This is a genomic window from Teichococcus aestuarii (genome assembly GCF_003116135.1).
GTDB lineage: Bacteria > Pseudomonadota > Alphaproteobacteria > Acetobacterales > Acetobacteraceae > Pseudoroseomonas > Pseudoroseomonas aestuarii.
The window spans coordinates 215267-239267 of sequence record NZ_PDOA01000007.1 but is presented as its reverse complement, the minus strand read 5'-3'; the positions used below and the strand labels follow the sequence as shown (position 1 = coordinate 239267).

The following is a 24001-nucleotide window of genomic DNA, read 5'->3' as shown; positions in this document are numbered from 1 at the left end:
CGGGCGGCGTTATGGTCTCATGTCACAGATGGAGGCCGCCATGACCACGCCCTTCCCCGCGCCTGTCACGCGCGCCGCCGACGAGCCCGCCGCGCCGCCGGAACTGCCGGGCCTGCCGCCCTATCGCGGCCCGGATGAGAACCCGGCCTCGCCCTCCCCCGGGCCGACGCCGGAGCTGCCGGGCCTGCCGCCCAGCCCCGCGACGCCTGGCGTGCCCGGCCCGGAAGTGCCCGCGCCGACGCAGCCGGCCGAGGTGCCGCCCCTCTCGCCCCCCGGCCCGCAGACGCCGCAGCCCCAGGCCTGAGCCAAGCCGGCCCGGTCGGGCCGGCCCCTCAGCCGCCGGCGCCCGCCAGGCCGGCCACCGCGCCCGCCGCCAGCAGCCAGAGCGGGTGCAGCCGCGTCAGCAGCGACAGCGCCGCCACCCCCGCCGTGACGCCGAGCAGACCCGCCGTGCGGCCCGTGGCGCCGCTGATCAGCACGGCGCTCGCCGAGACCAGCCCCACCGTCAGCGGCACCAGCCCGGCCTGCACCACGCGCCGCCAGGGGCGGTCCTTGAAGCGCCGCCACAGCCCCACCACCACCCCCGTCAGCACCGAGCAGGGGCCGAACTTGGCCAGCGCCGAGACCAGCAGCCCCGGCAGGCCCGCAACATGCCAGCCCACCAGCGGCACCACCATCATGTTCGGCCCCGGCGCCGCCTGGGCAAGCGCGAAGAGGGCGCCGAACTCCTGCGCCGACATCCAGCGGTGCACCTCCACCACCTGCCGCTGCATCTCCGGCAGGATGGTGTTGCCGCCGCCGAAGGCCAGCAGGGAGAGCTGCGCGAAGATGATGGCCAGCGCGGCCAGCGTGCCCATCACCGCCCGCGCCGCCCGCAGAGCAGGATGCTGGCCGGCGCCAGCACCATCAGGCTGGGCAGCAGCGGCCAGCGCGCCACGGCGATGGCGATGAGCGTGGCGGCCACCACCAGCAGCGCCCGCCCGTTGCGGCGCAGCGGCGCCAGCATCTTCAGCGCCGTCGCGACCAGCAGCCCGGCGGCGGCGGCGGCCAGGCCCGCGAACATGTGCTGCAGCGTCGGGTCGTCGCGGAAGCGGTCATAGACCACGCCCAGCCCGATGACGACGGCGGTCGGGCCCAGCACCAGCCCCAGCAGCGCCGAGGCCGCGCCCGCCGCGCCGCGGAACTCCATCCCCACCGCCACGGAGAGGTTGATGACGTTGCCGCCGGGCAGGAACTGGCAGAGCCCCAGCAGCTCGGTGAAGGATTCGGCGGAGAGCCAGCGCCGCTCCTCCACCAGCATGCGGCGCGCCATCGGCAGCACGCCGCCGAAGCCGATCAGCCCGAGGCCGAGGAATCCCAGGAACAGCGCCCCGCAGGAGGGCGCCGGGGCAAGGGCCGCCCCGGGCGGCGGCGGGGCGGCGGCCTCGGCCACGGCCGTCATGCCTGCTGGCGGCGCGGCCGGGTGGAGCGGGGTGCCACCCACGCGCTCAGGCGAGATGCGCCTGCGGACCCAGGATCGCCTCGCGCATGCGCGCCTGCAGATAGGCGCCCTCGCGCGGCGGCAGCACCAGCTTCAGCGCGTCGGCCTTGATCTTGACCTGGGCGAAGAGCGGGCCGGAGGCCTCGTGGATCGCCGCGCGCAGCGGCGCCACCTCCGCCTCATCCCGCACCGCATGGACGCGCGGAATGCCGGCGCCGCGCGCCATGGCCGCCAGGTCCACCCCCGCCCCGGTGTGGGTGCGCTGCATGCCGGTCTCGCCATAGTGCTCGTTGTCGAGCACCACGATGGAGAGGTTGGGCGGCCGCGCCACGGCGATGGTGGCGAGCGTGCCGAGCCCCATCAGCATCTCGCCATCGCCGGTGATGACCAGCACCGGGCGGCGCGGCTGCGCCAGCGCCAGCCCCAGCCCGATGCTGGCGGCCGAGCCCATGCCGCCCCAGAGCGGCAGGTTGCGCGGGTGGTCCCCCGCCGCCGTGATGTCCCAGGCGGGCGCGCCGAGCCCGGCGATCACCGCCAGCTCCCCCCGCTCGGCCAGCAGGGCGTTGACGACGGCGCGGCGGTCCAGCGTGCCGGAGGATATCATCGCCATGGGCTCACTCCTTGCCGAAGGTCTTGGCGCCGAGCACCCGCTGGCCGATCAGCGTCGCGGTGGGGCGGAAGGTGTTGAAGGCCATGCGCAGCGTGGCGTCCACGGTGGGCACCACGTCCTCCCGGTGGTCGGCGCGGCGCACCAGCGTGCCCATGGCCTCCAGCACGGTCTGGGTAGCGTTGCCCATCGGCACCTGGGCCGGGTTGAACTCGCCGAAATCGCCGCGCATCGTCACGATCATCGGCATCGGCGTGCGGTGCAGCGTGGCGAGCGAGAGCATGTTGATGCAGTTGCCCACGCCCGAGCTCTGCATCAGCAGCACGCCGCGCTCGCCGCCGAGCCAGGCGCCCAGCATCAGCCCGATGCCCTCCTCCTCGGTGGTGAGGACGACGGCCTTGATGTCCGGGTCCTCCTCGCAGCGGCGGATCAGGTGCGAATGCCCGGCATCCGGCACGAAGGCGACCTGCCGGATGCCGTGGGATTTGAGCAGGGCGAACAGCGCACCGGGCCATTCCTCCGTCGCGGCCGGAGCCACGTCCATGCCATGTGCGTCCACCATGTCCTCCCATTGTCCGGTGCGGGGCGGCCTTTTCCGGTGCCGCTTCCCGCCGCCCGCCACTCTCGGCCCCGAGGGAATTGTCTGTCAATCCGCCCCCCCCCGCGCGGCAAGGCCTCCGCGCGGCGTGAAAGCGGCTATGCTGGGCCGCAGGGAAGAACATCCGGGGAGGAACCATGCCCACCGAATCCATGGCCGCCGTCATCCACGCGCCGCACGACCTGCGGGTCGAGCCGGTGGAGACGCCCGCCCCCGGCCACGGCGAGGTGCTGGTGCGCATCCGGGCGGGCGGCATCTGCGGCTCGGACCTGCACTACCACCAGCATGGCGGCTTCGGCGCGGTGCGGCTGCGCCAGCCCATGGTGCTGGGGCACGAGATCGCCGGCGAGGTGGCGGAGACCGGCCCGGGGGTGACGCGGGTGAAGCCCGGCGACGCCGTCGCGGTGAATCCGAGCCGCCCCTGTGGCGCCTGCCGCTACTGCCGCGAGGGCGCCGCGCATCATTGCCTGGAGATGCGCTTCCTCGGCAGCGCCATGCGGATGCCGCATGTCGATGGCGGCTTCCGCGAGCATCTGGTCTGCACCGAGGCGCAGGCGGTGCCGCTGCCGCCCGGGCTCCCGGTGCAGCGCGCCGCCTTCGCCGAGCCGCTCGCCGTCTGCCTGCACGCGGCGCGGCAGGCGGGGCCGCTGCTCGGCCGCCGGGTGCTGGTGACGGGGGCCGGCCCGATCGGCGCGCTGACCATCCTGGTGGCGCGGCTGGCCGGCGCGCGCGAGGTGGTGGCGACCGACATCGCCGAGGCGCCGCTCCGCCTCGCCACGCGCCTCGGCGCCGACCATGCGCTGAACACGCGCGAGGCACCGGAGGCGCTGGCGCCCTACGGGCGGGAGAAGGGCCATTTCGACGTGGTGTTCGAGGCCTCGGGCGCGGCGGCGGCGCTGCCGGCGGCGCTGATGGCCGCACGCCCCGGCGCCACGCTGGTCCAGCTCGGCATCGGCGGCGAGGTGCCGCTGCCGGTGAGCCTGCTGGTGGCCAAGGAGATCACCCTGCGCGGCACCTTCCGCTTCCTGGAGGAGTTCGAGCAGGCGGTGGAGGTGCTGGCGCGCGGCGCCATCGACGTGATGCCGCTGCTGACGGCCACCTTTCCCCTGGCCGAGGCGCCGCGCGCCTTCGCCGCGGCGGCCGACCGCGCGCGGAACGTGAAGGTGCAGCTGGCGCTCTGAGCGCCGCCCTCAGCCGCCGCGCGGGCGGGCGCGCATCCCCCCCGCCGGCCGCACGCCGAGCGGCGCCAGCGCGGCCGTGACCTGCTGCAGGAAGCGCCGCGCCAGCAGCGGCAGCGGCCGCCCCGGCGGCGCCAGGACATGGATGTGGAACACCGTGCCCGGTACCAGCCGCACCGGATGGGCCGTGCCGGCGAAGCCGCTCGCCGTCACCGGGTCGGTCACCGCGAAGCCGAGGCCGGCGGCGACCATGGCGCAGGCGGCCTGGGCGTTCTGCGTCTCCGCCGCCATCAGGCGGGAGACGCCGTGCCGCTCGAACAGCTCGTCCGCCAGGTGGCGCAGCCGGTACTGGCCGCCGAGCGAGATGCAGGGTTCCCCTTCCAGCTCGCGCGGCGCCACCTCGCCGCGCCCGGCGAGCGGGTGGCCGGGCGGCAGCAGCACCATGGCGGGCAGCCGGTAGGGCGGCGCGGCGTGCAGCGCCGGCATCGCCGGCACCGGCAGGGCGAAGCCGAGATCGGCACCGCCCCGCCGCACCATCTCCACCACCTCGTGCGAGCTGTTCACCGTGAGCGCCACGCGCGGCCGGCCGCTGCCCTGCGCGAAGCGGGCGAGCTGCGACGGGATCAGCGCCGCCCCGAACAGCGGCAGGCAGGCCACGCGCAGCTCGCCCACGCCGGTGGTGCGCATGTCGCTGGCCAGCTGGTCCACCCGCCTTGCGGCGGCGAACAGCGCCTCCACCTCCGCCTCGAAGCGCCGCGCTTCCGGCGTGGGGGAAAGGCGGCGCCGGCTGCGGTCGAACAGGGCAAGCCCCGTCTCCTCCTCCAGCGCCCGCAGCAGCTTGGTGACGGCGGGCTGCGAGAGCGACAGCAACTCCGCCGCCGCGCCCACGGAGCCGGCCCGCAGCATGGCGCGGAAGGCTTCGAGCTGGCGGAGACGGGCCGGCGTCATGGGCGGGGGTTTCGCTACTTTCAGGAATGGAACCGCGAGCATTATGTATTTGCCGCGCGGAGGCAACGGGTGCCAGCCTTCCCGCACAGGCCGGGACGGCGCCTGAATGGCACATCACCCTATCGGCCGCGACCAGCCGCGGCCCAGATGCCACGCGCCGACTTCCCGGTTCAGGAGAGGCAAAGGAACGGGACCATGAAAAGACTGCTTCTGGCGGCGACGTCGATGCTCGCCCTCGCCACGGGCCAGGCGATGGCGCAGCAGCGCCTCGTCGTCGCCGCCTATGGCGGCAGCTACGAGAAGGTGATGCGGGAGCAGGTGATCCCGCCCTTCGAGCGCGCCAACAATGTGCGCGTCGACTATCTCACCGGCAACTCCACCGATACGCTGGCGAAGGTGCAGGCGCAGAAGGGCAACCAGCAGATCGGCGTCATCGTCGTCGATGACGGGCCGATGTTCCAGGCGATCGGCCTCGGCTTCTGCCAGAAGGTGACGGACCGCGCGGCGGTCGATGCGCTCTACCCCATCGCCGTGCTGGGCGATGGCGCGGCGCTCGGCACCGGCTTCGGCTACACCGGCCTCGCCTACAACGAGAAGCTCTTCCGCGAGCGGAACCTGCCGGTGCCGACGAGCTGGAACGACCTGACGCGCGCCGACCTCAAGGGCCGCATCTCCATCCCCGGCATCGACAACACCTATGGCGTGCACACCGTCGCCATGATGGCGCGGATCAATGGCGGCTCGGAGCGGGAGCCCGGCCCCGGCTTCCGCGCCATGCGGGAGAAGGTGAACCCCAACGTGCTCGCCTATGAGAGCAGCCCGGGCAAGATGAGCGAGATGTTCACCTCGGGCGAGATCTGGATGGCGGTGTGGGGCTCCTCCCGCGCGCGGGCCATGCAGGTGGCGGGCTTCCCGATGGGCTTCGTCGCCCCCAAGGAGGGGGGCGTGGCGCTGATGACGGCGACCTGCGCGGTGGAGGGCAACCCGGCGCCGGAGCTGGCGCAGAAATTCGTGGCGCACCTGGTCTCGCCGGATGTGCAGGCCGCCTTCTCGAAGGAGTACGGCTCCGGCCCCACCAACCGGAACACCCAGTTGCCGCCCGAGGTGGCGCAGCACGTCATCTATGGCGAGGAGCAGGTGAAGACGCTGATCGGGCTGGACTGGAGCGTGATCAACCCCGCCCGCCAGGAATGGACGCGCCGCTGGCAGCGCGAGGTGGAGCGCTGAGCATGGCCGGGGGAGATGCCTTCCTGGTCCTGGACGGGGTGGGCAAGAGCTACGGCCCCGTCCAGGCGGTGCGCGGCATCTCCCTGCGCGTGGCGCAGGGGGAGTTCCTCGGGCTGCTCGGGCCGTCCGGCTGCGGCAAGACCACGACGCTGCAGATGATTGCCGGCTTCGAGGCGCCGACCGAGGGCGCCATCCGCCTCGCCGGGCAGGACCTCGCAGCGGTGCCGGCCAGCCGGCGCAACATCGGGCTGGTGTTCCAGTCCTACGCGCTGTTCCCGCACATGACGGCGGCGGAGAACGTGGCCTTCGGCCTGGAGATGCGCCGCGTGCCGAAGCCCGAGCGCGCGGCGCGCGTGGCCCGCGCGCTGGACCTCGTGCATCTCTCGCATCTGGCGGACCGCTTTCCGCGCGCCATGTCGGGCGGGCAGCAGCAGCGCGTGGCGCTGGCCCGCGCCCTCGTCATCGAGCCGCGCCTGCTGCTGCTGGACGAGCCGCTCTCCAACCTCGACGCCAAGCTGCGCGAGGAGATGCAGGTGGAGCTGCGCGAGCTGCAACGTCGCGTCGGCGTCACCACCATCCTCGTCACCCATGACCAGCAGGAGGCGATGGCGCTGTGCGACCGCGTGGCGGTGATGCAGGGCGGCCGCATCGTGCAGATCGACGCGCCCTGGCGCGCCTATGACGCGCCGGCCGATGCCTTCGTGGCCGACTTCCTCGGCCGCAGCAACCGCATCGTGGCGCGTGCGGCGGGCGGCGTGGCGGAGGCCGCCGGGCACCGCTTCGCCCTGCCGGAGACGCTCGCGGCGCTCTCGGGCGAGGTGGCGCTGGCCATCCGGCCGGAGCGGCTGATGCTGCGCCCGCAGGGGAGCGCGGGCCTGCCGGGGCAGGTGCATTCGCGCGTCTTCCTCGGCGGCTTCTGGCTCTACCGCGTGGCGACGCCGGCGGGCGACATGCTCGTCACCGCGCAGAACACCGGCGCGCCGGCGGCCGAGGAGGGCGCCCCCGTGGCGCTGGCCTGGGAGCCGCACAGCCTGCGGATGACGGAGGCCGCGGCATGAGCGCGGCCCTTCCTAGGGAAGCCCTGGCCCCGCCCGCGGCGACGCCGGCGCGGCGCGCGCGCTTCCGCCTGCCCGCGCCCTTCCTGCTCTCGCTGCCGGCGCTGCTGGCGCTGGGCGGCGCGCTGCTGCTGCCGCTGCTCGGCGTGGCCATGCTGAGCTTCCAGGGCTTCGATTTCGACACGGGCATCACCCCCGGCTGGAGCCTCGCCAACTATGCCGAGCTGGCGCGGGATTCGCTGTTCCACGAGGCGCTGGCCCGCACCTTCCGCATCGCGCTCATCGTCACGGCGCTCTGCGTTCTGCTCGGCGTGCCGGAGGCCTGGATCATCCACCGCATGGCGCCACGCTGGCGCGGGCTGATGCTGCTCGTCGTCGTCGGGCCGCTGCTGGTCTCGGTGGTGGTGCGCACCTTCGGCTGGATGGTGCTGCTCGGCACCAACGGGTTGCTGAACCAGGCGATGCTGGCGCTCGGCATCCCCGGCGCGCCCTTCCGCATGATGTTCACCGAGTTCGCCCTCATCCTCGGCCTCGTGCACGTCATGGTACCGCTGGTGGTGCTCTCGGTCTGGGCCAGCCTCGGGCGGCTGGACCCGGCGCTGCTGCGGGCCGCCGAGAGCCTCGGCGCCAGCAAGGCCGCCACCTTCCGCCGCGTGGTGCTGCCCAACATCATGCCGGGCGTGCTGGGCGGCGCGCTGATGGTGTTCTGCCTCTCCGCCTCGGCCTTCGCCACCCCCGCCATGCTGGGCGGCAAGCGGCTGAAGGTGGTGGCCAGCATGACCTACACGGAGTTCCTCAACACGCTGAACTGGCCGCTCGGCGCCGCCATCGCCGTGCTGCTGCTGCTGGCCATCCTCGCCGCCACCCTGCTCTGGACGCGGCTGGTCGAGCGCCCCGCCCTGCGCCGCCTGGGTGCCGCGTGATGGGCCGCAACAATGCCCTGGCGCTGGGCTTCCACGCGCTCTTCGTCACCTTCATCCTGGCGCCGCTCCTGGTGGTGTTCCTTGTCTCCCTCACCGACAAGGGCTTCCTCGCCATGCCGTGGGAGGGCGCCTCGCTGCGCTGGTGGTGGGCGATCCTGGACAACCCGCGCTTCCTGGAAAGCTTCTGGGTCAGCGTGAAGCTCGCCTTCGTCGCCGCCACCCTGGCGGCGATGGTGGCGGTGCCGGCGGCCATCGCCATCGTGCGGATGCGCTTCATCGGGCGCGACGCGCTGATGGCGCTGCTCGCCTCGCCGCTGATGGTGCCGCATGTGGTGCTGGGCGTCGCGCTGCTGCGCTTCTTCTCCGGCCTCGGGCTGGTGGGCAGCTTCGGCGCGCTGGTGGCCGCGCATCTGGTGGTGGTGGTGCCCTACATGGCGCGCCTCGTCGCCGCCGCGCTCACCGGGCTCGACCCGCGCATCGAGCGCGCGGCGGAGAATCTCGGCGCCGGGCGGCTCACCGTGTTCCGCCGCATCACCCTGCCGCTGATCGCGCCCGGCATCGCCGGCGGCTGGACGCTCGCCTTCATCACCAGCTTCGACGAGCTGACGGTGAGCCTGTTCCTCGCCTCGCCGTCCGAGACGCCGTTGCCGGTGCGCCTCTTCACCTATATCGACCAGATGACGGACCCGCTGGTCGCTTCCGTCTCCGCCGCGCTGATCCTGGTGACGGCGCTGGTGCTGGTGGTGCTGGACCGCTTCTACCCCATCGACCGGCTGCTGACCGGAGAACGCCGCGCATGAACAGTGAGAACCACGACGCCCTGGTGGTGGGCGGCGGCCTGGTGGGCGCCGCCATCGCCTATGGCCTGCAACGCCAGGGGCTGCGCACCCTGCTGCTGGACGAGGGCGATGTCGCCTTCCGCGCCAGCCGCGGCAATTTCGGCCTGGTCTGGGTGCAGTCCAAGGGCCTCGGCGCGCCGCACTACCAGCGCTGGACGCGCGGCTCGGCCGAGGAATGGCCCTCCCTCGCCGCCGAGTTGCAGGAGCGGACGGGCATCGGCACCGGGCTGCACCAGCCGGGCGGCGTGCATATCTGCCTCTCCGGGGAGGAGTTCGAGAAGCGCGGCGACTACATGGCCCGCCTGCAGCGCGAGGCCGGCAATCTCGGCATGGAATACCGCATGATCCCGGGCGCCGAGGCGCGGGACATGCTGCCCGGCCTCGGCCCGAAGGTGGCGGGGGTGAGCTGGACGCCCTATGACGGCCATGCCAGCCCGCTTTATTTGCTGCGGGCGCTGCACACCGCCTTCACCGGCCTCGGCGGCCGCTACCAGCCCAATGCGCGGGTCGAGCGCAGCACGGCGGCGCCGCAGGATTTCAGCGTCGAGGCCGGCGGCATCCGGCACCGCGCGCCGCGCGTCGTGCTGGCGGCGGGCCTCGGCAATGCCGATCTGGCGCCGCGCTTCGGCCTCTCCGCGCCCGTGCGGCCGGAGCGGGGGCAGATCCTCGTCACCGAGCGCGCGCGGCAGGTGCTGCCCATGCCCACCACCACCATCCGCCAGACGGAGGAAGGCTCCCTCATGCTGGGCGACAGCAAGGAGGATGCCGGCTTCGACCTCGGCCAGAACCCCGAGATCATGCGGCAGATCGCCCGCCGCGCCGTGCTCTCCTTCCCGTGGATCGCCGAGCTGAACCTCGTCCGCGCCTGGTCCGCGCTGCGCGTCATGGCGCCGGATGGGCTGCCCATCTACGACCAGTCCGAGCGCTTCCCCGGCGCCTTCACCGCCAACTGCCATTCCGGCGTGACACTGGCCGGCACCCATGCCAACCGCCTGGCGCCGATGATCGCCGCCGGCGCCCTGGAGCCCGAGATGGCCCCCTTCACAGCGAGACGCTTCGATGTTCGCCACGCGGCCTGAAATCCGCCCCGCCACGGTGGAGGTGCTGGTGGATGGCCAGCCCTGCCGGGTGCCGGAAGGCGCCTCCGCCGCCGCCGCCCTGCTGCTGGCCGGCCTGCCCGCCAGCCGCGAGACGCCGGTGAGCGGCGCCCCCCGCCTGCCCTACTGCATGATGGGCGTGTGCTTCGACTGCCTCGCCAAGATCGACGGCGTGGCCAACCGCCAGGCCTGCATGGTCACGGTGCGGCCGGGCATGCGCATCGCCCCGCAGCGCGGTGCGCGGATGGCGGGGGTGGCCTGATGGAATACGATCTCGCCATCCTCGGCGCCGGCCCGGCCGGCATGAGCGCGGCGCTGGAGGCGGCCGGGCTCGGCCTCTCGGTGCTGGTGCTGGACGAGCAGCCCGCCCCCGGCGGCCAGATTTTCCGCGGCGTGGAGCGCGCCGCCGCCGACCCCGCCCTGGCCGGCGAATACGCCGCGGCCGGGGCCGAACTCGCCCGCCGCTTCCGCGCCATGCCGGGCATCGACTACCGGCCGGAGACGCAGGTCTGGCACATCGACGCCGAGGCCGGGCTGCTCTCGCTGCGCGGTCCTGAAGGCGCCCCACGGGGTGGTGGCACCGCCCGCGCCGCGCGCATCCTGCTGGCCACCGGCGCGCAGGAGCGGCCGGTGCCCATCCCCGGCTGGACCCTGCCCGGCGTGATGAGCGCGGGGGCCGCGCAGATCCTGCTCAAGCAGGCGGGCGCGGTGCCGAAGGGGCGGCTGGTGCTGGCCGGACAGGGGCCGCTGCTGTGGCTGCTGGCGGCGCAGCTCGCCCGCGCCGGCAAGGCCCCGGCCCTGCTGCTGGAGACGACGCCGCGCGGCGCGCTGCGCCATGCATTGCGCCAGGGCGGGCTGTGGCAGGGCCGCGCCATGCTGGCCAAGGGCGCCGCGCTGGTGTGGGAGGCCCGCCGCGCCGGCATGAAAATCGTCTCCGGCGTGCGCGGCCTGCGCGCCGAGGGCGAGGGCAGCCTGCGCCGCGTCGCCTGGGAGGGCGGCGGCACGGAGTGCGACACGCTGCTGCTGCATGAGGGCGTCATCCCCGCCACCCATATCTCCCGCGCCCTGGGGCTGGCGCATGAATGGGACGCGGCGCAGCGCTGCTGGCGGCCGGTGCTGGATGCCTGGGGCGCCAGCAGCGCGCCGCGCATCGCCATCGCCGGCGATGGCGCCGGCATCGGCGGCTGGCAGGCGGCGGCGGAGGCCGGCAGCCTCGCCGCGCTGGATGCCGCCCACCGCGCCGGCAAGCTGGACGCCGCCGCACGCGACCGCCGCGCCGCACCGCACCGGGCGGCGATGGCCGAGGCCCTGGCGCTGCGCCCCTTCCTCGATGCGCTCTACGCCCCGGCGCCCGAGGTGCTGGCGCCGCGCGACGACGCCACCACCGTCTGCCGCTGCGAGGAGATCACCGCCGGGCAGGTGCGGCAGGCGGCGCGGCTCGGCGCCACGGGGCCGAACCAGGTGAAGGCCTATTTGCGCGCCGGCATGGGGCCGTGCCAGGGGCGGATGTGCGGCACCACCGTCGCCGCGCTGATCGCCGAGACGCGCGGCGCCTCGATGGAGGAAACCGGCGTGCTGCGCCCCCGCGCCCCCTACAAGCCCATCACCGTGGGCGAGCTGGCCGACCTGCCGGAGGAGGAGTTGGCGTGAGCGTGGTCATCATCGGCGGCGGCCCGGCCGGGCGCGCGGCGCTCGCCCTGCTGCCGGGGGCGCGGCTGGTGGCGCGGCCCGCGGTCACCGCCTGGCACGCCACGCCGGGCCGGATCTGGGTGGAGGATGCGTCGGGCGTGCATGCCCTGCCCTTCACCCGCCTCCTCCTCTGCGCCGACGAGCCGCTGCTGCTGCTGGCCCTGGGCTGCGCCTTCGCCCATGGCCGCCCGGTGGTGGACGGGCGCGGCGAGACCTCGGTGCCCGGCATCTTCGCCGCCGGCGCCATTCTCGGCGCGGCGACGCCCGAGGCTGCGGCCCTTCAGGCGGGCATCGCCGCCCGCGCCCTGGCCGGGCAGCCGGTGCAGGGCGCCATCGCCCCGCCCCCGCCGCGCCCGCTGCCGGAGGCACCCCGGCGCGACCCCGGCGCCATGGCCGCGCTGCTCGGCACCCCGCCCGGGCCGGCGCGCAACGCCGCCGCCCTGGCCGAGGCGCTGCGGCAATCGCCGCCCGCGCCGGCGCGGCCGGTGGGCTTCGCCGCGCTGGCCGCCCTGGCCGGCGCCCCTCCCGATCCCCTCCCCGCCCAGGCCGACCAGGAGGCGCTGGCATGAGCAACCCGGATGTGCTGGTCATCGGCGGCGGGCTGCACGGGCTTTCGGCGGCGCTGCACCTGGCACGGCGCGGCCGCCGCGTGCGGGTGCTGGAGAAGGAGGTGGCCGGCGCCCATGCCTCCGGCTTCTCGGCCGGCGGGGTGCGCACGCTGGGGCGGCACCCGGCGGAGGTGCCGCTGGCCCTGGCGGCGCTGGATCTCTGGCACGGCATCGCGGCCCTGGTGGGCGAGAATTGCGGCTTCCAGGCCACCGGCCAGATCAAGGTGGCCGAGGATGCCGCCGAGCTGGCCGTGCTGGAGCGGCGCGTGGCCGGGATGCGCGCGCAGGGCCATGCCCATGAGGAACTGATCGGGCCGGAGGCGCTGCGCCGCTGGCTGCCGGCGCTGGCGCCGCATTGCGTGGGCGGCATCCTCTGCCGTCGGGACGGCTTTGCCGAGCCCTACCGCACCACCCTCGCCTTCCGCCGCGCCGCCCTGGCGCTGGCGGCGGAGGTGGTGGAGGGCGCCCGCGTCACCGCGCTGGAGCGGCACGGCGGCCTCTGGCACCTTCGCTGCGCCGATGGCGCCCGCCATGCCGCCCCGGTGCTGGTGAACGCCGCCGGCGCCTGGGCCGGCCGCGTGGCGCGTGCCGCGGGCGAGGACATCCCGCTCGGCTTCAACGCCTTCATGATGATGCTGACGGCGCCGATGGCCCCCTTCGTCGCCCCCGTGGTGGGCGCGACGGGCCGGCCCATTTCCTTCAAGCAGAGCGCCTCCGGCCAGGTGATGATCGGCGGCGGGCACAAGGGCGTGGCTGACCTCTCCACAGGCCGGGTGACGCTGGACGTGGAGCGCCTCGCCTTCTCCGCGCGCACCGCGCTGGAGCTGTTCCCCATCCTGGCGGAGACGCGCATGGTCCATGCCTGGGCCGGCATCGAGGGCGTGCTGCCGGACGACATCCCCGTCATCGGCCGCTCCGCCGTGGCGGAGGGGCTGGTGCATGCCTTCGGCTTCTGCGGCCATGGCTTCGCCATCGCGCCGCTCATCGGCGGCATCGTCGCCGATCTGGTGGTCTCGGGCGGCACCAGCCATCCCATCGCCGCCTTCGCGCCGGACCGCTTCGGGCGGGCGGCGGCCGAGGCCGGGGCGGCGCTGCCCCAGCCCGCCGGATAGTGTCAATCATTTAAGAACAGTCTTTTAAGAGCCGTTCTGAATTCTCGACATGAGAAAGATCCTGGCGCGCTGGATGCATCCAACCGGCGCGCCAGGGACGGGCTCAGTCCACCCGGACCTTGGCCGCCGAGATCACCTCGCCCCAGGCGCGCCGGTCCTGCTCGATGCGGGCGGCGAAGGCGGTGGGTTCCTCGAAGCGCGGCGTCAGCCCGTTCTCGCGCAGGCGCTGCTGCAGGGTCTTGTCCTGCAGCGCCGTCTCCACCGCCCGGGCCCAGGCCCGGATCGCCGGCTCCGCCATGCCGCTGGCGCCGCAGAGGCCGAACCAGCCCACCACCTCCAGCCCCGGCACCGTGTCGGAGAGCAGCGGCGTCTCGGGGAAGGCGGGCTTCATCGAGGCGTCGCCCAGCGCCACCAGGCGCAGCTCGCCGCCGCGGATCTGCCCCACCACGTCGCCCAGGTTGGTCACCATGAAGTCGGCGCGGCCGGCCATCACGTCCATCGCCGCCGGCGCGGCGCCGCGATAGGGCACGTGCAGCATCTGCACCCCGGCCATGCGCTGCAGCCGCTCGCCCGTCAGGTGCTGCGCCGTGCCGATGCCGGCGCTGGCGTAGCTGATGGCGTTGGGCTTCGCCTTCGCCGCCTTCAGCACATCGGCCATGTCCTGGTAGGGGCCGCGCGCCCGCACCACGGCGCCGTAGCTGGAGAGCGCCACATTGGCCACCGGCACCAGGTCCTTGCGCGGGTCCACCGGCATGATCATGCCGGGCAGCTCGGGGCTGATGGTCATGGTGCCCATCGGGCACTGGAACAGCATCGAGCCGTCCGCCGGGCCGCGCACCACCGCATCGGCGGCGAGGAAGCCATTTGCGCCGGTGCGGTTCTCCACCACCACCCGGCGGCCCGTGACGGCGCCGACGCCATCGGCGATCAGCCGTGCCACGAGGTCCGAGGTGCCGCCCGCGGCGAAGCCGGCCATGATGTGCAGCGTGCGGTCCGGCAGCGCCGCCTCGGGCGCCTGGGCGCGGGAGGGCACGGGGGCGGCGGCGAGGGTAACGGCGAGGGCGGCCGGCAGCAGGTGTCTCAGCATGGCGGTGGTCCTCCTGAGGGATGGTGGGTCTGGGATCCTGCGGCGCGCGCTCATTCGACGCGGATGCCGCCGGCGCGGATCACCGCGCCCCAGTCGCGGTGGTCCTGGGCGATGGTCTCGGCGAAGCGCGCCGGCTCCTCCAGGCGCGGGGTCAGCCCCAGCTCCTGCAGGCGCCGTCGCATCTCCGGCGTGTCCATGCCCTGGCGCACCGCCGCGGCCCAGCGTGCCACCAGCCCGGCCGGCATGCCGCGCGGGCCGCACAGGCCGAACCAGCCGCTGACGGCATAGCCCGGCACCGTGGCCGAGATCTGCGGCGCCTCCGGGAAGAGCGGCGAGCCGATGCCGTCGGCGAAGGCCAGCAGGCGCAGCCCGCCGCCCTGGATCTGCGCCACCACGTCGCCGAGATTGGTGATGATGGTGTCGGCCCGGCCGGCCACCACGTCCACCACGCCCAGCGCGGCGCCACGATAGGGCACGTGCACCAGGCCGAGCCCCGCCTGCTGCGCCAGCCGCGCGCCGGAGAGGTGGGAGACGGAGCCGATGCCGGCGCTGGCATAGCTCAGCCGCCCCGGCTGCCGCCGCGCCGCCGCCAGGAAGCCCGCCACGTCCTGGTACGGGGATTGCGCGGCCACCACCATGACCTGGGTGGAGTGTGCCACGTTGACGATCGGCACCAGCTCCTGGGCGGGGTCGAGCGGCATCTGCGCGCCGGGCAGCTGCGGCGTGATGGTGAGCAGGCCGGTGGCGCATTGCAGCACCGTGTGGCCATCCGGCGCCGCGCGGGCCACCGCCTCGGCGGCGATCGCGCCATTGGCGCCGGTGCGGTTCTCGACCACCGGCCGCTGGCCGAAGGCGGGGGCCACCGCCTCGGCCACGAGCCGCGCCACGATGTCGCTGGTGCCGCCGGGCGCGAAGCCGCCGATGATGCGCGGCGGCCGGTCGGGGAAGACCCCCTCGGCCGCCCGGGAAAGCGCCAGGGGGGCGGGCGCCAGCAGGGCGGCCAGACCCAGCACCCTGGCCGTGCCGGCCAGGGCGGTGAACATCCTCATCGCGGATCCTCCCGGGGCAGCCCTGCATGGGAGCCGCCCTCTTCCGGTAAACCGCCGCCCGGCCGGGCGGCGGAACTCAGGGCCGCATCTGGAACCGCCCGGGCTGCGCCGCGCGCAGCGGCCCGGCCAGCTGCGTGAACTCGCAGAGCAGCCGCCGCGTCTCGCGCGGGTCGATGATCTCCTCCACCCAGAAGGTCTCGGCCGTGCGGAAGGGCGAGCGGAGCAGCCCCAGCCTGTGCTCGATCTCGGCAAGCTTGGCGGCCGGGTCGGGCGCCGCCTCGATCTCGGCGCGGTAGGCGGCCTCGATGCCGCCCTCCAGCGGCAGCGAGCCCCAGCGCGCCGAGAGCCAGGCATAGCGCAGCGAGAGCCGCCCCGCCGGCGTGTGCGCCGCCCCCGCCACGCCGAAGGCGTTGCGGATGATGATGCTGCACCAGGGCACGGTGGTCTGGTTCATCGCCGCCATGGCGCGCACGCCGTGGCGGATGGTGGCGGCGCGCTCCGCCTCCAGCCCGATCATGAAGCCGGGGCAGTCCACCAGATAGACCACGGGCAGGCGGAAGGTCTCCGCCATGTCGAGGAAGCGCACCACCTTCTGGCAGGTCTCGGCCGTCCAGGAGCCGCCGTAGAAATACGGGTCGCTCGCCATCAGCGCCACGGCGCGGCCGCCGAAGCGGGCGAAGCCGGTGATCAGCGAGCGGCCGAACATCTTCCCCTGCTCGAAGAAGCTGCCCTGGTCGACGACGGCCTCGATGATCTGGCGCATCTGGTAGACGCGCCGCTTGTCGCGCGGGACGATGGAGAAGAGCTTCTCCTCACGCCTCCCGGGATCGTCCTGGCAGGCGGTATCGGGCGGCAGCCCGTGCACCGAGGAGGGCAGGTAGGAGAGGAAGCGGCGGGCGCAGTCGAAGGCCTCCTCCTCCGTCTCCACCGCATGGTCCACGGCGCCGGACCTGGTCTGGATCTCCCAGCCGCCCAGCTCCTGCTTGGTGAGGTCCTGGCCGAGCCGCTTCACCACCGGCGGGCCGGCGACGAACATGGCGGCGCTCTTGGTCATCACCGAGTAGTGGCTGGCGGCCAGCCGCGCCGCGCCGAGGCCTGCCACCGAACCGAGCCCGAGCCCCACCACCGGCACGGCGCTGAGGTTGAGCGTGGTGTAGTGGAACAGGCCGGTGCCGCCGACGCCGCCCGGCAGGTTGGCCCGCCCCGTGGTCTCGATGGTCTTCACCGAGCCGCCGCCGCCCGAGCCCTCGATGACGCGGATGATGGGCAGGCGGTATTCATTGGCCATCCGCTCGGCCATCAGCGGCTTCTCGCGGATGGTGGCATCGGCCGAGCCGCCGCGCACGGTGAAGTCGTCCCCCACCACCACCACCGGGCGGCCGTCGATCTCGGCGCGGCCGAAGACGCAGTTGGAGGGGACGAGCTGGCGCAGCGTGCCGTCCGGCTCGTATTCCGCGCGGCCGGCGATGGCGCCGATCTCGTGGAAGCTGCCGGGATCGGCCAGGCGGTCCACCCGCTCGCGCACCGTCAGGCGGCCGCCCTCGTGCTGGCGGCGCACCTTGTCGGCGCCGCCCATCTCGCGCGCCATGGCTTCGCGCCGGCGCAGCTCGTCCAGCTCGGGCTGCCAGTTGCTGGCGGGGGGCGTGTGGGTATCGGGCATCGGGGGGCGCTCCTGTTCGCGTCCAGGGTCAGGCGGCGGCGTCGCCGGCCAGCAGCCCGGCGCGGGCGCGTTCGAGGAAATGCGTGTCCATCTCGGCCGCGCGCATCGCCGGGCTGCGCAGCGCGGCGGCGAGGAAGGCGGCGTTCAGCGCCACGCCGCGGGCCGTGCAGCCTTCCAGCGCGGCGGCGAGCTTCGCCAGCGCCTCGGCCCGGGTCGGGGCGTGGGCGATGACCTTGGCGATCATCGGGTCGTAGAAGGGGGTGAGGGTGTCGCCCTGGCGCACCCCGGCATCGACGCGCAGCCCAGGCGCCGCCCCGGGCAGGATCAGCTCCGCCAGCCGCCCCGGCGAAGGCAGGAAGCCGCGCGCCGGGTCCTCGGCGCAGAGCCGGGCCTCCACGGCATGGCCTTCCAGCCGGATCTCCGCCTGCGTCCAGGGCAGCCTCTCGCCCCGGGCGACGCGGATCTGCCACTCCACCAGGTCGAGCCCGGTGACCATCTCCGTGACCGGGTGCTCCACCTGGAGGCGGGTGTTCATCTCGATGAACCAGATGCCGTCCGCCTGCGGCGTGGCGCCCGCCTCGGCGACGAACTCCACCGTGCCGGCGCCGACATAGCCCACCGCCCGCGCCAGCGCCGCGGCACGCCGGCCGAGTTCCGCGCGCAGCGCCGGATCGACGCCCGGCGCGGGGGATTCCTCGACCAGCTTCTGGTTGCGGCGCTGCAGGGTGCAGTCCCGCTCGCCCAGGTGCAGCACGGTGCCATGGCCATCGGCCAGGATCTGCACCTCGATGTGCCGGGCGCGCGGCACCAGCTTCTCCACCAGAACCCGCTCGTCGCCGAAGGCGCCGGCCTCGCGCCGCGCCGCCGCCAGGGCGGCGGGGAAGCCCGCGGCCTCGGCCACGGCGCGCATGCCACGGCCGCCGCCGCCCGCCACGGCCTTGATCAGCACGGGGAAGCCGATCGCCTCAGCCTCCGCCAGCAGCCGGCCCTCGGACTGGTCCTCGCCCTCATAGCCCGGCACGGCGGCGACGCCGGCCCGGCGCGCCACGGCCTTGGCCGCCGCCTTGCCGCCCATGGCGCGGATCGCCTCGGGCGAGGGGCCGATGAACACCAGCCCCGCCCCGGCGCAGGCCGCGGCGAATTCGGCGTTCTCGCTGAGGAAGCCATAGCCCGGATGCACCATGCGCGCGCCCGAGCGCCGCGCCGCCTCGATCAGCGCCGGGATGGAGAGGTAGGAATGGCGCGGATGCGCCGGGCCGATCGGCTCCGCCCGGTCCGCCGCGGCGACATGCATCGCCGCCGCATCGGCCTCCGAGAAGACGGCCACGGTGGGCAGGCCCATGCGCCGGCAGGTGGCGGCGATGCGGCAGGCGATCTCGCCCCGGTTGGCGATCAGGACGGCATCGGCGGCCATGCTCACGCCTCCAGCAGCGCGACGGTCTGGCCTTCCTCCACCGCCTCGCCTTCCGCCACCAGGATGGCGGCGAGGCGCCCGGCGCGCGGCGCGGTCACCGGGATCTCCATCTTCATCGATTCCAGCAGCAGGACGGTGTCGCCCTCGGCCAGCGTGTCGCCCGGCCGTGCCTGGATCTGCCAGACGGAGGCCGCGATCTCAGCGGCGATTTTCACCTCGGCCATGGTCGTTTCCCCCAGGAGCCTTTATTTTGTTGTCACAGATCACAGCATGGCGGCAGGACTGTCAAGCAGCCCCGCCCCATGGCAGGAAGCCTCCATGCCGGACACCGCAGACGCCCCGCCCCTTCCCATCACCGCCGAGAGCATCGGCGCCAAGGTCTATCAGCGCCTCCGCACCGAGCTGATGCGCAGCCGCTTCCGCCCCGGCGAGAAGCTGAAGCTGCGGGACCTGGCGCAGGAGCTGGGCGTCAGCGCCACGCCGGTGCGGGACGCTCTGGCGCGGCTGGTGAGCGAGGGCGCGCTGGAGCAGTTCGACCACCGCTCGGTGCGCGTGCCGGTGCTGTCCGACGAGCGCTTCCGCGAGATCGCCGAGCTGCGCGGCGAGCTGGAGGGCAAGGCCGCAGCCCGCGCCGCCGAGCGCGCCACCCCCGCCGATGCCGAGCGCCTTGCCGCCATCCATGCCCGCATGACCGAGGCACGGCTCAGCGGCGAGGGCGTCGCGATGCTGGTGGAGAATGAGCGCTTCCACATGGAGATCTGCGCGCTCGCCAACATGCCGGTGCTGGCGCGCATCATCGAGGGGCTGTGGCTGCAATGCGGGCCGCTGGTGGCGGGGCTGCGGCAGGTGCGCTTCCTGCACCACCCGGACGCGCATCCGCACAACGACATCATCCGCGCGATGCGCACGCAGGACGGGGCGCTGGCGCGGCTCGCCATCCAGCGGGACATCAGCGTCTATGCCGAGGTGCTGCTGCGGCGGCTGCCGGAGATCAATGTCGGGGCGCTGCCGCGGCCGCGCCCGGTGCTTGACGCGGCGGATTAGGCGGGATTTAGTTGTCACAAATCACAAAATAGGCCGCCCGCCTCGCACCGCGGCCTCGGGAGGATGCGCATGCCCCGGCCGCCGGACGCCCCCCTGCCCTTCGCGCATCTGCGCGTGCTGGAGCTGGGCGAGGGCGTCGCCCTCTCCTACCTCGGCAAGCTGTTCGCCGATTTCGGTGCCGAGGTGCTGAAGCTGGAGCCACCGGGGGGCGATGCGCTGCGCCGCGAGCCGCCCCTGGTGGAGAGCGGGGAGGGCGCGGAATCGGCGCTCTTCGGTTGGCTCAGCACCAACAAGCGCAGCCTCACCGCCGATCTCGCCGGCCATGCCGGGCTGGAGCGCGCCCGCGCCCTGCTGCCGGGCTGCGACGTGCTGCTCGACGGCCGCGCCCCGGCGGCGCGGGAAGGCACGCGCCTCGGGCTCGACCAGCCGCATCTGGTCGCCGCCGAGATCTCCTGGTTCGGCGAGAGCGGACCCTACCGGGATCTCGCGGCCACCGATGCGGTGGTGCGCGCGCTGGCGGGCGTCTTCGCCTGCACCGGCCCGGCGGAAGGGCCGCCCTCCCTGCTGGGCGGCATCGCCGGGGCGGTGACGGGCGCGCTCGCCGCCTTCAACGCGGTGGCCGCCGCGCTGTGGTCCGGCGCCGGGCGCCGGCTGGAGATCAGCCTGCACGAGGCCAACATCGCGGTGGCCGAGTACCAGGCGGCGCAGAGCGTCACCAACCCGGAGGTGGAGCGGCGCTACGGCGTCAACCGCTTCGCGCCCAGCTCCCCCCTCGGGGTGTATCGCTGCCGCGAGGGCTGGCTCGGCGTCACCATCGTGACCCCCGCGCAGTTCCGCGCCTTCTGCGAGATGGTCGGCCTGCCGGAGCTGGCGGAGGACCCGCGCTTCGTCATCGGGCTGGACCGGCTGCGCCATGCCGATGCGCTGGAGGCCCTCTTCGCGCCGCGCCTCGCCGCGCGCAGCGCCGAGGAGTGGTTCGCCGAGGCCATCCGCCGCCGCTTGCCCTTCGCCGTGGTGCCGGAGATGGCGGCGCTGCTGGCCACCCCCACCCATCGCGCGCGCGATGCCTTCGGCACGGTCACGCTCGGCGCGGCGCGCTTCGAGGGGCCGACGCTGCCGCAGCGCCTGACGCGCACCCCGCCCCTGCCTGGCGGCCCTGCCCCGCGTGCCGGGGCGGATGACGGCCGGCTGCCCCCGCCCGCCTCACGCCCCCGGCCTACGCTGAAGCCGGCACCCCTGCCGCTCGCGGGGCTGCGCATCCTGGACCTTTCCATGGGCTGGGCCGGACCGCTCTGCACCCGCCAGCTGGCCGATCTCGGCGCCGAGGTGATCAAGGTGGAGGCGTGCCAGTATCCGGACTGGTGGCGCGGCGTCGATCCGCGCCCGGCTTTCTTCGCCGAGCGGCGCTACGAGAAGGATGTGCGCTTCGGCATCCTCAACCGCAACAAGGCCGGCATCACGCTCGACCTCGCCACGCCCGAGGGCAAGGCGCTGCTGAAGCGGCTGGTGCGCGACGCCGACGCGGTGGTGGAGAACTATGCGCGCGAGGTGCTGCCCAAGCTTGGGCTCGATTATGCCGCCCTCTCGGCCGAGCGGCCGGGGCTGGTGATGCTCTCCATGCCCGCCTTCGGGCTGGAAGGGCCCTGGCGCGATGCCCGCGCCTATGGCTCCACGCTGGAGCACGCCTCCGGCCTGCCCACCGTCTCCGGCGCGCCGGACTGGCCGCCCACCACCAACCAGCTCGCCTATGGCGACCCGATCGGCGGGCTGAACGGGGCCGCCGCGCTGCTGGTGGCGCTGCTGCACCACCGCCGCACCGGCGAGGGACAGCAGATCGACCTCGCCCAGGTGGAGTGCCTGTTCCCCCTGGCGGCGCCCTGGATCGTCGCCACCTCGGCCACCGGCACGCCCGGGCCGCGCCTGGGCAACCGCCACCCCACCCAGGCGCCGCACGGCGCCTTCCCCTGCGCGGAGCAAGGCTGGGTGGTGGTGGCCACGCAGGATGATGCCGCCTGGCCCGCCCTGGCCCGCACCATCGGCCGCCCCGACCTGGCCGGCGACCCCGCCCTGGCCACCGCCGAGGGCCGCCGCGCCCGCGAGGCGGAGCTGGAGGCGGCGCTCGCCGCCTGGACACGGCCGCGGGCGCCAGAGGCCGCCATGCAAGCGCTGCAGGCGGCGGGCGTCGCCGCCGGCGCGGTGCTGTGGCCCAGCGCGCTGAAGCGCGACCCGCACCTCGCCGCGCGCGGCTTCTGGCAGGTGGTGGAACGGCCGCATCTTGGCCGGCACGAGCAGCCCTCCGCCCCCTTCCGCGAGGCCGGGCGCGGCCCGTACCCGGTGCAGCGCCCGGCGCCGACGCTGGGGCAGGACAATGCCGCGGTGCTGGGCGGGCTGCTCGGCCTCGGCGCGGCGGAGCTGGCGCGGCTGGAGGCGGCGCGGATCATCGGCCAGGAGGCGGTGCCGGTCTCGGAGCGCCGCGCCCGCGCGCCCGCCGGCTGAAGGAGGCTTTTCGGACACGGCCCCCCGCAAGCCGCGAGAGAGGGCCGGCACGGAGGAGGAAGCATGTCCATCACCCTGGCCCGTCGGGCGCTGCTCGGCGCCCTGGCCCTGCCTGCCCTGGCCACCCCGCGCGCGCGGGCCGAGGCGGCGCCGTTCCCCAGCCGCCCGGTGCGGCTGATCTATCCCTTCGCCCCCGGCGTGGGCGACGGGCTGGCCCGGGCCGTGGCCGAGGCCGCGCGCGAGACGCTGGGCCAGCCCATCGTCGTGGAAAACAAGCCCGGCGCCAACACCATGATCGGCGCCGAGGCGGCGGCGCGGGCGGCGAAGGATGGCTACACGCTGGGCTGGGTCGCCACCAGCACCCTGGCGCTGAACCCGCATTTCTACCCCAACATCACCTACCAGCCGGCCGATTTCGCGCCGCTCACGCTGGTCTACCGCGCGCCGGTGGCCTTCGCCGCCGCGGCGGAGGTGCCGGGCGGCGGCCTGGCCGGCACGCTGGCCTGGCTGAAGAACAACCCGGGCCAGCCCTTCGGCAGCGTCGGCAATGGCAGCACGCCGCATCTGGTGATGGAGATGCTGCAGGGGCGCACCGGCCTGCGCATGGTCAATGTCGCCTACCGCGGCGAGCAGGCCGCGCTGGCCGACCTGATGACGGGCCGCATCCCCTTCTATGCCGGCTCGCTGAACACGCTGCTGCCGCATATGGAGAACCGGCGCTTCCGCGTGCTGGCGCTCTCCGCCCCCGAGCGCCTGGCGGCGACACCGGAGGTGCCCACCTTCCGCGAACTGGGGCATCCCGACCTCGTGCTGCGCTACTGGCACGGCATCTGCGCCCCCGCCGGCACGCCGCCGGAGGTGCAGCGCATCCTGGCCGAAGCCCTGCGGAAGGCGGTGCGGAGCGAGATGGTGCGGCAGCGCGCCACCCCCGACATGACGCTGGACCCGCTGACCCTCGAGGAGTTCGCGCGCCTCATCCGCACGGATCACGAGAGCTATGGCCGCCTGATCCGCGAGCGGAACATCAGCGTCGGCTGAGCAGCCGCACAATGTGCCGGCGGGGCGGGGCGAAACGGCACGATCTTCGCTCCGCCCGGCGGCGACGGCGCTTCCATGCCCGGCGGCGCCTCCTAGCATAGCGGCATCGGACAACCCGGCGGCGCCGGACCGGAAGGATGCCCCTGATGCCCCTGCGGCCCAAGTTCATCACCTTCGACTGCTACGGCACGCTGACGAATTTCCAGATGGGCCCGGTGGCCCGCGCGCACTTTGCCGGCCGCGTGCCGGAGGCGCGCATGGAGGCGTTCCTGCGGGACTTCACCGCCTACCGGCTGGACGAGGTGCTCGGCGCCTGGAAGCCCTATGCCGAGGTGCTGGAGAACGCCATCCGCCGCGCCTGTGCCCGGCACGGCATCGGCTGCGAGCCGGGCGATGGCCGCGTCTTCTACGACGCCATACCGGGCTGGGGCCCGCACGCGGACGTGCCGGCGCCGCTGACGCGGGTGGCGAAGGAATTCCCCCTCGTCATCCTCTCCAACGCGATGGACGAGCAGATCCACCACAACGTGGCGCTGCTGGAGGCGCCGTTCCACGCCGTCTTCACCGCCGAGCAGGCGCAGGCCTACAAGCCGCGCATGCAGGCCTTCGAATATATGCTGGGCCAGCTCAACGCCCGGCCGGAGGAGCTGCTGCACGTCTCCTCCTCCTTCCGCTACGACCTGATGACGGCGCACGACCTCGGCATCCGCGACAAGGCCTGGGTCAACCGCGCGCACGAGCCACGTGGCAACGCCTTCTACGGCTTCCATGAAATCCCGGACATCGGCGGGCTGCCGGGGCTTCTCGGCCTCTGAGAAAGCCGCCACCCTCTCCGCCACGAACACAGGAACG

The 24001-nt window shown here is 74.2% G+C and carries 25 protein-coding genes; 15 read left to right on the top strand and 10 right to left on the bottom strand.

What is annotated here, in order from left to right:
* Positions 1–40 precede the first annotated feature (40 nt).
* Complete coding sequence (locus CR165_RS12975) at positions 41–304, top strand: cell wall protein (protein WP_146201899.1); 264 nt, start codon at positions 41–43, stop codon at positions 302–304.
* Positions 305–332: 28 nt separating this feature from the next.
* Here the strand turns inward: CR165_RS12975 and CR165_RS12970 are convergent, their stop codons facing one another.
* From CR165_RS12970 to CR165_RS12955, 4 genes are read right to left on the bottom strand one after another with little or no spacing between them, the layout of a single operon-like run.
* Positions 333–857, bottom strand: a complete 525-nt coding sequence (locus tag CR165_RS12970) for a chromate transporter (RefSeq protein WP_219929743.1) — start codon at positions 855–857, stop codon at positions 333–335.
* Positions 857–1441, bottom strand: a complete 585-nt coding sequence (locus tag CR165_RS12965; RefSeq protein WP_109517408.1) for a chromate transporter — start codon at positions 1439–1441, stop codon at positions 857–859. Before CR165_RS12965 ends, CR165_RS12970 begins: the two co-directional genes overlap by 1 nt.
* Before the next feature lie 46 nt (positions 1442–1487).
* Positions 1488–2090, bottom strand: a complete 603-nt coding sequence (locus tag CR165_RS12960) for a thiamine pyrophosphate-dependent enzyme (RefSeq protein WP_181378144.1) — start codon at positions 2088–2090, stop codon at positions 1488–1490.
* A 4-nt stretch (positions 2091–2094) separates the two neighbouring features.
* A complete protein-coding gene (locus tag CR165_RS12955) occupies positions 2095–2631 on the bottom strand; it encodes a thiamine pyrophosphate-binding protein (protein WP_109517434.1) in 537 nt (178 codons plus the stop codon).
* A gap of 191 nt (positions 2632–2822) precedes the next feature.
* Between CR165_RS12955 and CR165_RS12950 the strand changes: the two genes are divergently transcribed.
* A complete protein-coding gene (locus tag CR165_RS12950; protein WP_219929742.1) occupies positions 2823–3866 on the top strand; it encodes an L-idonate 5-dehydrogenase in 1044 nt (347 codons plus the stop codon).
* A gap of 9 nt (positions 3867–3875) precedes the next feature.
* Here CR165_RS12950 and CR165_RS12945 read toward each other — a convergent pair whose 3' ends face one another.
* Entirely contained in the window at positions 3876–4811 is a 936-nt protein-coding gene (locus tag CR165_RS12945; RefSeq protein ID WP_109517407.1) for a LysR family transcriptional regulator, read from the bottom strand.
* Between the two features lie 195 nt (positions 4812–5006).
* Here CR165_RS12945 and CR165_RS12940 point away from each other — a divergent pair, with 195 nt between their 5' ends.
* From CR165_RS12940 to CR165_RS12900, 9 genes are read left to right on the top strand one after another with little or no spacing between them, the layout of a single operon-like run.
* Positions 5007–6038 carry an ABC transporter substrate-binding protein gene (locus CR165_RS12940; RefSeq protein ID WP_109517406.1) on the top strand — a complete coding sequence of 344 codons (1032 nt, stop codon included), beginning with the start codon at positions 5007–5009 and terminating at the stop codon, positions 6036–6038.
* A gap of 2 nt (positions 6039–6040) precedes the next feature.
* Entirely contained in the window at positions 6041–7096 is a 1056-nt protein-coding gene (locus CR165_RS12935) for an ABC transporter ATP-binding protein (RefSeq protein ID WP_219929741.1), read from the top strand.
* Positions 7093–8016, top strand: coding sequence for an ABC transporter permease (locus CR165_RS12930; protein ID WP_109517404.1), 924 nt, complete (start codon positions 7093–7095; stop codon positions 8014–8016). The genes CR165_RS12935 and CR165_RS12930 overlap by 4 nt, the downstream gene beginning before the upstream one ends.
* A complete protein-coding gene (locus tag CR165_RS12925; protein ID WP_109517403.1) occupies positions 8016–8816 on the top strand; it encodes an ABC transporter permease in 801 nt (266 codons plus the stop codon). The genes CR165_RS12930 and CR165_RS12925 overlap by 1 nt, the downstream gene beginning before the upstream one ends.
* Positions 8813–9934, top strand: a complete 1122-nt coding sequence (locus CR165_RS12920) for an NAD(P)/FAD-dependent oxidoreductase (protein WP_109517402.1) — start codon at positions 8813–8815, stop codon at positions 9932–9934. The genes CR165_RS12925 and CR165_RS12920 overlap by 4 nt, the downstream gene beginning before the upstream one ends.
* Entirely contained in the window at positions 9915–10214 is a 300-nt protein-coding gene (locus CR165_RS12915) for a 2Fe-2S iron-sulfur cluster-binding protein (protein WP_109517401.1), read from the top strand. Before CR165_RS12920 ends, CR165_RS12915 begins: the two co-directional genes overlap by 20 nt.
* On the top strand, positions 10214–11602 hold the full coding sequence (locus tag CR165_RS12910) for an NAD(P)/FAD-dependent oxidoreductase (protein WP_109517400.1): 1389 nt from the start codon (positions 10214–10216) through the stop codon (positions 11600–11602). The genes CR165_RS12915 and CR165_RS12910 overlap by 1 nt, the downstream gene beginning before the upstream one ends.
* The gene (locus CR165_RS12905) at positions 11599–12210 is read left to right on the top strand and encodes a hypothetical protein (RefSeq protein WP_109517399.1); all 612 of its coding nucleotides are present in this window, start codon (positions 11599–11601) and stop codon (positions 12208–12210) included. The genes CR165_RS12910 and CR165_RS12905 overlap by 4 nt, the downstream gene beginning before the upstream one ends.
* Positions 12207–13361, top strand: coding sequence for an NAD(P)/FAD-dependent oxidoreductase (locus tag CR165_RS12900; RefSeq protein ID WP_109517398.1), 1155 nt, complete (start codon positions 12207–12209; stop codon positions 13359–13361). Before CR165_RS12905 ends, CR165_RS12900 begins: the two co-directional genes overlap by 4 nt.
* A 103-nt stretch (positions 13362–13464) precedes the next feature.
* On the opposite strand, the gene CR165_RS12895 is transcribed toward CR165_RS12900, so the two are convergent.
* The 5 genes from CR165_RS12895 to CR165_RS12875 form a co-directional block, all read right to left on the bottom strand.
* Positions 13465–14448 carry a Bug family tripartite tricarboxylate transporter substrate binding protein gene (locus CR165_RS12895; RefSeq protein WP_109517397.1) on the bottom strand — a complete coding sequence of 328 codons (984 nt, stop codon included), beginning with the start codon at positions 14446–14448 and terminating at the stop codon, positions 13465–13467.
* A 50-nt stretch (positions 14449–14498) separates the two neighbouring features.
* Positions 14499–15497 carry a Bug family tripartite tricarboxylate transporter substrate binding protein gene (locus CR165_RS12890; protein WP_109517396.1) on the bottom strand — a complete coding sequence of 333 codons (999 nt, stop codon included), beginning with the start codon at positions 15495–15497 and terminating at the stop codon, positions 14499–14501.
* Between the two features lie 76 nt (positions 15498–15573).
* Positions 15574–17157, bottom strand: a complete 1584-nt coding sequence (locus CR165_RS12885) for an acyl-CoA carboxylase subunit beta (protein ID WP_109517395.1) — start codon at positions 17155–17157, stop codon at positions 15574–15576.
* A gap of 28 nt (positions 17158–17185) precedes the next feature.
* Positions 17186–18571, bottom strand: coding sequence for an ATP-binding protein (locus tag CR165_RS12880; protein WP_109517394.1), 1386 nt, complete (start codon positions 18569–18571; stop codon positions 17186–17188).
* A gap of 2 nt (positions 18572–18573) precedes the next feature.
* Entirely contained in the window at positions 18574–18795 is a 222-nt protein-coding gene (locus CR165_RS12875; protein ID WP_109517393.1) for a biotin/lipoyl-binding carrier protein, read from the bottom strand.
* Positions 18796–18889: 94 nt separating this feature from the next.
* Here CR165_RS12875 and CR165_RS12870 point away from each other — a divergent pair, with 94 nt between their 5' ends.
* From CR165_RS12870 to CR165_RS12855, 4 genes are all read left to right on the top strand, one after another.
* The gene (locus CR165_RS12870) at positions 18890–19615 is read left to right on the top strand and encodes a GntR family transcriptional regulator (protein ID WP_181378143.1); all 726 of its coding nucleotides are present in this window, start codon (positions 18890–18892) and stop codon (positions 19613–19615) included.
* 69 nt (positions 19616–19684) lie between these two features.
* Positions 19685–22111: a CaiB/BaiF CoA transferase family protein gene (locus CR165_RS12865; RefSeq protein ID WP_109517391.1), complete on the top strand. Its 2427-nt coding sequence runs from the start codon at positions 19685–19687 to the stop codon at positions 22109–22111.
* A gap of 63 nt (positions 22112–22174) precedes the next feature.
* Positions 22175–23149: a Bug family tripartite tricarboxylate transporter substrate binding protein gene (locus CR165_RS12860; protein ID WP_109517390.1), complete on the top strand. Its 975-nt coding sequence runs from the start codon at positions 22175–22177 to the stop codon at positions 23147–23149.
* A 146-nt stretch (positions 23150–23295) separates the two neighbouring features.
* Positions 23296–23964 (top strand): haloacid dehalogenase type II, encoded by a 669-nt coding sequence (locus CR165_RS12855; protein WP_109517389.1) that lies wholly within the window; start codon positions 23296–23298, stop codon positions 23962–23964.
* Positions 23965–24001: the final 37 nt, after the last annotated feature.

Coding starts and splice junctions, on each gene's coding strand:
- CR165_RS12910 (WP_109517400.1), top strand. CDS start 10,214: ATGGAATACGATCTCGCCATCCTCGGCGCCGGCCCGGCCGGCATGAGC.
- CR165_RS12975 (WP_146201899.1), top strand. CDS start 41: ATGACCACGCCCTTCCCCGCGCCTGTCACGCGCGCCGCCGACGAGCCC.
- CR165_RS12925 (WP_109517403.1), top strand. CDS start 8,016: ATGGGCCGCAACAATGCCCTGGCGCTGGGCTTCCACGCGCTCTTCGTC.
- CR165_RS12955 (WP_109517434.1), bottom strand. CDS start 2,631: ATGGACGTGGCTCCGGCCGCGACGGAGGAATGGCCCGGTGCGCTGTTC.
- CR165_RS12965 (WP_109517408.1), bottom strand. CDS start 1,441: ATGACGGCCGTGGCCGAGGCCGCCGCCCCGCCGCCGCCCGGGGCGGCC.
- CR165_RS12970 (WP_219929743.1), bottom strand. CDS start 857: ATGGGCACGCTGGCCGCGCTGGCCATCATCTTCGCGCAGCTCTCCCTG.
- CR165_RS12940 (WP_109517406.1), top strand. CDS start 5,007: ATGAAAAGACTGCTTCTGGCGGCGACGTCGATGCTCGCCCTCGCCACG.
- CR165_RS12950 (WP_219929742.1), top strand. CDS start 2,823: ATGCCCACCGAATCCATGGCCGCCGTCATCCACGCGCCGCACGACCTG.
- CR165_RS12885 (WP_109517395.1), bottom strand. CDS start 17,157: ATGCCCGATACCCACACGCCCCCCGCCAGCAACTGGCAGCCCGAGCTG.
- CR165_RS12930 (WP_109517404.1), top strand. CDS start 7,093: ATGAGCGCGGCCCTTCCTAGGGAAGCCCTGGCCCCGCCCGCGGCGACG.
- CR165_RS12865 (WP_109517391.1), top strand. CDS start 19,685: ATGCCCCGGCCGCCGGACGCCCCCCTGCCCTTCGCGCATCTGCGCGTG.
- CR165_RS12960 (WP_181378144.1), bottom strand. CDS start 2,090: ATGGCGATGATATCCTCCGGCACGCTGGACCGCCGCGCCGTCGTCAAC.
- CR165_RS12870 (WP_181378143.1), top strand. CDS start 18,890: ATGCCGGACACCGCAGACGCCCCGCCCCTTCCCATCACCGCCGAGAGC.
- CR165_RS12900 (WP_109517398.1), top strand. CDS start 12,207: ATGAGCAACCCGGATGTGCTGGTCATCGGCGGCGGGCTGCACGGGCTT.
- CR165_RS12915 (WP_109517401.1), top strand. CDS start 9,915: ATGTTCGCCACGCGGCCTGAAATCCGCCCCGCCACGGTGGAGGTGCTG.
- CR165_RS12860 (WP_109517390.1), top strand. CDS start 22,175: ATGTCCATCACCCTGGCCCGTCGGGCGCTGCTCGGCGCCCTGGCCCTG.
- CR165_RS12935 (WP_219929741.1), top strand. CDS start 6,041: ATGGCCGGGGGAGATGCCTTCCTGGTCCTGGACGGGGTGGGCAAGAGC.
- CR165_RS12880 (WP_109517394.1), bottom strand. CDS start 18,571: ATGGCCGCCGATGCCGTCCTGATCGCCAACCGGGGCGAGATCGCCTGC.
- CR165_RS12855 (WP_109517389.1), top strand. CDS start 23,296: ATGCCCCTGCGGCCCAAGTTCATCACCTTCGACTGCTACGGCACGCTG.
- CR165_RS12875 (WP_109517393.1), bottom strand. CDS start 18,795: ATGGCCGAGGTGAAAATCGCCGCTGAGATCGCGGCCTCCGTCTGGCAG.
- CR165_RS12895 (WP_109517397.1), bottom strand. CDS start 14,448: ATGCTGAGACACCTGCTGCCGGCCGCCCTCGCCGTTACCCTCGCCGCC.
- CR165_RS12920 (WP_109517402.1), top strand. CDS start 8,813: ATGAACAGTGAGAACCACGACGCCCTGGTGGTGGGCGGCGGCCTGGTG.
- CR165_RS12890 (WP_109517396.1), bottom strand. CDS start 15,497: ATGAGGATGTTCACCGCCCTGGCCGGCACGGCCAGGGTGCTGGGTCTG.
- CR165_RS12945 (WP_109517407.1), bottom strand. CDS start 4,811: ATGACGCCGGCCCGTCTCCGCCAGCTCGAAGCCTTCCGCGCCATGCTG.